This is a genomic window from Aromatoleum sp., from assembly GCF_032027225.1.
Lineage (GTDB): Bacteria > Pseudomonadota > Gammaproteobacteria > Burkholderiales > Rhodocyclaceae > Aromatoleum.
In genome coordinates this window covers 681,603-687,771 of the sequence record NZ_JAVSMM010000001.1, presented here as the reverse complement: position 1 = coordinate 687,771, position 6,169 = coordinate 681,603, and the positions used below count along the sequence as shown (strand labels likewise).

The following is a 6,169-nucleotide window of genomic DNA, read 5'->3' as shown; positions in this document are numbered from 1 at the left end:
CCCAATTGCCGTTGCACAATCGGCTGAAAAAGCAGCTGGAATCGTCATCAGGGCGGCTCAGGTCGGATCTTTTCAGCATCGATTTTTTTCCAGGCGGCCGGAAACCGAAGGTGAAGGCGGAATTTTCAACACCCTGTTAGAGCGGTAAGGCGCGTCGATTGAAATTCTTTCAATTCGTTTCGCAATTGACCCGGTTATCCCGAACCCGTGCTGCGAGACCTCATTCGGGCGCCGGGCTCCTCGCATTCTGAAGAACCACCGCGACCGAAGCGCGCGTCGAGGGACTATGCCCCAAAGAGGGGCGGAATAGCGCTCACTTGACGCATCTGCTCCTGCGGACATGAGGTGCGTCGAGCGTCCTGATCGCGTGCTATCGCTCCGTCCGTCGAGAACAATCGCTGCCTATATCCTCTCTGCGTTCCGATTTGGGGAGGGGGTGATTCGATACGACCCAATTTGGGCTAGTTGCGCACGAATACGGGTTGAAAAAGGACGGCGAATCGCCTAGCTGATTTACGCGCAGAATTGAATTGGACTTCTCAATTGCGCGGCCTCTAAGTCTCGCCATTACCTTGGATACCTGCTGCACATTGTTTCCATATACCGTATTCGCAAAGGCTTCTCTTTTCCGATTTTTTCTCGTCCTTCTTTCCCAGAGTTTTACATTACGTTTCGCTAGCGTCGGGCAAATGTTCGACTAAGCTGAACCTGCACGAACCGCCCGGATGGAAAGACTAGCGCAAGAAATTTTGCGGGAAAATTTCCCTCGTTAAGTGTCGGTGCAATAAGTTGACGGTCAAAAAAATGAATTGAAGTTTCGCTTCGATCTTTAAGTTGTCGATTTAAACGGATCTTCCGTCGCGTCGCTTTTCGATACCGGTCCAAATTCTGTAGCAATGGGCTGTGATATCTCTCGTGCATAGATTCGGGAATGTCGGTGCTACGAGCGGTTTGGGAAAAGGGGAAAGGCATGGTGAACGTCGGCATCATCGGGTACGGTTATTGGGGACCGAACCTCGTCCGGAACTTCTCCGAAACACCGGAAGCGAATGTTGTCGCGGTTGCGGATCTCGACCCCGCCCGACTGCAACTCGTGCAGCGGCGCCACCCGAATGTCAGGACCACATCCGACTTTCGCGACCTCTTCCGTGACTCGTCAATCGATGCGGTGGCTATCGCAACCCCCGTAAAAACCCATTTCGAATTGGGCATGGCCGCGTTGAAGGCGGGCAAACATCTGTGGCTGGAAAAGCCGATGTCGCAGTCCGCGGCCGAGGCGCAGCAGCTCGTCGATGAGGCCGATCGGCGACAGCGCGTGCTGATCGTCGATCACACCTTCATTTACACCGGCGCCGTGCGGAAAATGTCCGAGGTAATGAACGCGGGGGAGCTGGGAAAGATTCTCTATTACGATTCGACGCGTGTGAATCTCGGCCTGTTCCAAAGAGACGTCAGCGTCATTGCCGATCTGGCCGTGCATGATTTTTCGATTCTCGATCACCTGCTGAGTGAAGAACCGGTTGCCGTGTCTGCAAGTGGCACGAATCACTTTCCCGGTACGCCCGAGAATCTGGCCTACATCACGCTGTTTTACGATTCCGGAACGATTGCACACGTAAATGTGAGCTGGCTCGCGCCGGTGAAGGTTCGCATGATCCTTCTCGGCGGCTCGCAAAAGATGATCACCTACGACGATCTGGAGCCGAGCGAAAAAGTGAAGATCTACGACAAGGGCGTGAGCTTTACCGACGATCCGCAAAAGATCCTGGAAATGCGCGTGGGCTATCGCACCGGCGACATGCGGGCTCCTCGTCTCGATGGCACGGAAGCGCTGCGGGTCGAAGGCGCACATTTCATCGACTGCATCGAGCAGCGCAAGCCGCCGCAGACGGACGGCAATCTCGGTCTTCGGGTCGTCCGTCTGATCGAGGCGGCGACAGCGTCGATGTGCGGAAAAGGAGAGACGGTCTATCTGCAAAAACAGGTGAGGTTCGCATGATTCCATTCGTCGATCTCGGCGCCCAGTACGCTTCCATCAAGGAAGAGATCATCGAGGCCATTCAACGCGTTCTGGAGTCGGGCCAATTCACGCTCGGACGGGAGGTCGACGCGTTCGAGGCCGAATTTGCGGCGTACTGTCAGGCGGCGCAGGGCGTGGGGGTCAACACCGGTACGAGCGCGCTGCACCTTGCATTGCTTGCCGCCGGTATCGGGCCGGGGGACGAGGTGATCACGGTCCCATTCACGTTCGTGGCGACGGTTTCGGCGATTCACTACACCGGTGCGACGCCGGTTTTCGTAGACATCGACCCGCGCACTTTCACGATCGACGTCGCGGCGATCGAGGCCGCGATCACGCCGAGGACCCGCGCGATCATTCCGGTGCATCTCTACGGACAGCCGGCCGACATGGACCCGCTTCTCGACATCGCACGGCGGCACCGCCTCGTCGTCATCGAAGACGCCGCCCAGGCGCACGGTGCGGAATACCGGGGTTGCCGCGTCGGCAGTCTGGGCGACATGGCCTGCTTCAGCTTCTATCCCGGCAAGAACCTCGGCGCGTACGGCGAGGGCGGGATGGTGGTTACGAGCAACCCGGAGCTCGCACGAACCATCCGCATGCTGCGCGACTGGGGCGCGGAGAAGAAATATCACCATGTCCTCAAGGGCTACAACTACCGTCTCGAAACGATTCAGGCTGCGGTGCTGAGGGTGAAGCTGCGTCGCCTGGAGGCCTGGACCGAGGCGCGGCGGGCGGCGGCGGGACGCTACGACCGGCTGCTCGAGGGATCCCCTGTGGCAACACCGCAGGTCATGCCCTATGCCCGTCACGTCTTCCATATCTATGCCGTCCGAACCGCGGAGCGGGCCGTGCTTCAGGAGAGCCTGCGGGCCAGGGATATCCAGACGGGGATCCACTATCCGACACCGGTGCACCTCCTGCCCGCGTTCGCCGATCTCGGCTATCGCCGCGGCCAATTTCCCCAAGCCGAGCGCGCCGCGGACGAAGTGCTGTCGCTGCCGATGTTCGCCGAGCTGACCGCCGCCCAATGCGAGGCCGTCAGCGAGGCGATCCGGGCAACGGCAAGCGAGCCGGGATCGGGCGCGATTTCGGCGGGCCGGCCCTCGGTCCAGGTCCAGGAAGCATGAAGAGGGGGCGTCGTGAGCACACCGCTCCTGATCTTTCCGTGCAACGGCAACGGCATTGAAGCGCTCGATTGCCTGGGCGATCGGTTCCGCTTGGTCGGTTTCGTCGACGACACCCCGGGTAAGCACGGGACCGGACCGCAGGGCCACCCCGTCAGCGGTCGATCCGCGTTCGGCGACTGGGCCGAGGCGATGGTGCTCGCGGTGCCGGGAAGCCCGGTGTCGTACCGCGCGCGCCGACAAGCGATCGAGAGCCTTCGTCTCCCGGACCGACGTTTCGCGCGCGTGATTCACCCCTCGGCACAGGTTTCGAGGTTCGCCCAGGTCGGTCGCAACGTCCTGATCATGGCCGGCGCGGTCGTCACCAGTAACGCCGTGATTGGCGACCACGTGTGCGTGCTGCCGAACACTGTGATTCACCACGATTGCATCGTCGGTGCGTGGACGCTGGTGGGGAGCAACGTGACGATCGCGGGCGGAACGGTGATCGGCGAGAACTGCTACATCGGCAGCGGGAGCAGCGTGATGAACGGGCTGCGGATCGGCGACGAAGCGCTGGTCGGACTGGGCAGCACCGTCGTCAGGGATGTTCCGACGAGGACAGCGGTCGCCGGCAACCCGGCCCACATCTTCGAAAAACGTCTCGAGAGCGGGGACCGACCGGTCCCGGCAAGCCGAATTCAATAGGGCAAAGGCCACCCATGGATATCCACGGTTCGAAAATCCTCGTCACCGGCGGCTGCGGACTGATCGGCTCGGCCACGATCGACCTGCTGTTGCGTGAGTATTCGCCCGCACGGATCGTGATTTTCGACAACCTCAGCCGCGGGACTCAGGCGAACGTCGCCGAGGCGCTGAAGGATGCGCGGGTAACGCTGGTTCGCGGCGACATCCGCGATCGGGACGCCCTGGACGACGCACTGCACGGCATCGACGCGGTGTTTCATATGGCCGCGCTGCGTATCACGGCGTGCGCGGCCGATCCCGGGGAAGCAGCCGCGGTGATGTGCAGCGGCAGCTTCAACGTGGTCGACGCGGCGCGCACCGCGGGGGTCAGGAAAATCGTCGCCGCGTCCTCCGCATCGGTGTATGGACTCGCCGAACACTTTCCGACGCGTGAGGACCATCACCCGTACGACAACCGCACGCTTTACGGCGTCGCGAAGGTCATGCTCGAAGGCTTGCTGCGCTCTTTTCACGACATGTACGGCCTGCCGTACGTCGCGCTGCGCTACTTCAATGTGTACGGGCCGAGGATGGACGTTTACGGCAAATACACCGAGGTGCTGATCCGCTGGATGGAGCGGATCCGGGCGGGGCAGGCGCCGTTGATCTTCGGGGACGGTAGCCAGACGATGGACTTCGTCTACATCGACGATGTGGCGCGCGCGAACGTCCTGGCGCTGCAGTCCTCGGTTTCCGATGAAGTGTTCAACGTCGCGCGCGGGCGCGAAACCAGCCTGAACGAGTTGGCGACGACTTTGCTTCGCGTGATGGGCTCGCAACTGAGTCCCGAATACGGGCCGGAACGCGCGGTCAATCCCGTTCCGCGGCGGCTCGGCGACACCGAGAAGGCAAAGCGGATGCTGGGGTTCGAGGCGGGCGTGGACCTCGAAACGGGTCTGGGCCGTCTCGTGGATTGGTGGCGTGACCAGCCGCAGGAGCCGCGTCCATGATTCCGATCGCCAAGCCCCTGATGGGCGAACCCGAGGCCGCCGCGGCGCGGCGCGTGATCCTCAGCGGATGGACGACCCAGGGGCCGGAGGTCGCCGCTTTCGAAGAGGAGTTCGCGACCTACGTCGGTGCGCCGTACGCCTGCGCGGTCTCGAACTGCACGGTCGCGCTGCACCTCGCCTTGCTGGCGGTCGGCGTGCGCCCGGGGGATGAAGTCGTCACGGTCAGCCACTCGTACATCGCGACCGCCAACAGCATTCGTTATTGCGGCGCGACCCCGGTGTTCGTGGACGTCGACCCGGCAACGTATAACCTCGATCCAACGAAGCTCGAAGATGCGATCACGCCGAGGACGCGCGCGATCCTGTGCGTGCACCAGGTAGGGATGCCTTGCGAGCTGCGGACGATCATCGAGATTGCGACGCGATACCAGGTGCCGGTCGTCGAAGATGCGGCGTGCGCGATCGGCAGCGAAATCGAGTGGCACGGGCGTTGGGAGCGGATCGGGCGGCCCCATGCCGACGTCGCGTGCTTTTCGTTCCATCCGCGCAAGATCATCAGCACCGGTGACGGAGGGATGCTGACCACGCGGAACGCGGACTTCGACCGGCAGTTTCGCCTGCTGCGTCAGCATGCGATGAGCGTGCCGGCGAGCGCGCGCCACGCGTCGAGTCAGGTCATCTTCGAGTCGTACCCGGTCCTCGGCTACAACTACCGCATGACCGACATCCAGGCGGCGGTCGGTCGCGAGCAGTTGCGGCGCCTGCCGGACATCGTGGCACAGCGGCGTGTGCTGGCCTCTCGTTATCGGGAGTTGCTGGCGGACGTTCCCGGCCTCGGGCTGCCGAGCGAGCCGGCGTGGGCGCGTTCGAACTGGCAGAGCTACTGCGTGCGTCTTCCCGCCGGCTGTGATCAGCGTGAGGTCATGCAGACGATGCTCGACGACGGCATCGGCACGCGGCGCGGGATCATGTGCGCGCACCGCGAGGAGGCGTACGTGGACATCGGCCGGCGTCACGATCTGGCGGAATCCGAGCGCGCGCAGGACCAGTGCATTCTTCTTCCGCTGTATCCGCAGATGACCGCGGACGAGCAAACGAAGGTGGCCGCCGCGCTGCGCCGCGCGCTGGGGGTTCGCGCCCCGGGTTCGGAGCGTGTGCGACCGAACGGAGCGATGGTGCAGTCATGACCGAGGTTGTCGCGCGGTCGGAAGCGGCACCGAGTCCTTATCCGTCGCGGCCCCCGGAACTGGACGCCGAGCAACGGCCGGATCGGATGACGTCGGACCCCGACCGGCCGCAGAGTGCGAACATGCAGGGTCCGGTCGGCGGTAATCCACCTCAGCGAG

At 62.6% G+C, this 6,169-nt stretch carries 5 protein-coding genes; all 5 read left to right on the top strand.

Annotated elements, in window-relative coordinates:
* Positions 1 to 970 precede the first annotated feature (970 nt).
* Genes ROZ37_RS03295 through ROZ37_RS03275 form a run of 5 tightly spaced genes read left to right on the top strand, consistent with a single transcriptional unit; the run spans position 971 to position 6,010 of the window.
* On the top strand, positions 971 to 1,999 hold the full coding sequence (locus ROZ37_RS03295; protein WP_312657463.1) for a Gfo/Idh/MocA family oxidoreductase: 1,029 nt from the start codon (positions 971 to 973) through the stop codon (positions 1,997 to 1,999).
* Entirely contained in the window at positions 1,996 to 3,150 is a 1,155-nt protein-coding gene (locus ROZ37_RS03290; protein WP_312657462.1) for a DegT/DnrJ/EryC1/StrS family aminotransferase, read from the top strand. The genes ROZ37_RS03295 and ROZ37_RS03290 overlap by 4 nt, the downstream gene beginning before the upstream one ends.
* 12 nt (positions 3,151 to 3,162) lie before the next feature.
* Positions 3,163 to 3,834 (top strand): NeuD/PglB/VioB family sugar acetyltransferase, encoded by a 672-nt coding sequence (locus ROZ37_RS03285; RefSeq protein WP_312657461.1) that lies wholly within the window; start codon positions 3,163 to 3,165, stop codon positions 3,832 to 3,834.
* A gap of 14 nt (positions 3,835 to 3,848) precedes the next feature.
* A complete protein-coding gene (locus ROZ37_RS03280) occupies positions 3,849 to 4,823 on the top strand; it encodes an NAD-dependent epimerase/dehydratase family protein (RefSeq protein ID WP_312657459.1) in 975 nt (324 codons plus the stop codon).
* Positions 4,820 to 6,010 carry a DegT/DnrJ/EryC1/StrS family aminotransferase gene (locus tag ROZ37_RS03275; RefSeq protein WP_312657458.1) on the top strand — a complete coding sequence of 397 codons (1,191 nt, stop codon included), beginning with the start codon at positions 4,820 to 4,822 and terminating at the stop codon, positions 6,008 to 6,010. The genes ROZ37_RS03280 and ROZ37_RS03275 overlap by 4 nt, the downstream gene beginning before the upstream one ends.
* Positions 6,011 to 6,169 lie beyond the last annotated feature (159 nt).

Bases quoted from the DNA above. Each gene is read 5' to 3' on its own strand.
- ROZ37_RS03295 (WP_312657463.1), top strand. From the start codon at position 971: ATGGTGAACGTCGGCATCATCGGGTACGGTTATTGGGGACCGAACCTC.
- ROZ37_RS03290 (WP_312657462.1), top strand. From the start codon at position 1,996: ATGATTCCATTCGTCGATCTCGGCGCCCAGTACGCTTCCATCAAGGAA.
- ROZ37_RS03280 (WP_312657459.1), top strand. From the start codon at position 3,849: ATGGATATCCACGGTTCGAAAATCCTCGTCACCGGCGGCTGCGGACTG.
- ROZ37_RS03275 (WP_312657458.1), top strand. From the start codon at position 4,820: ATGATTCCGATCGCCAAGCCCCTGATGGGCGAACCCGAGGCCGCCGCG.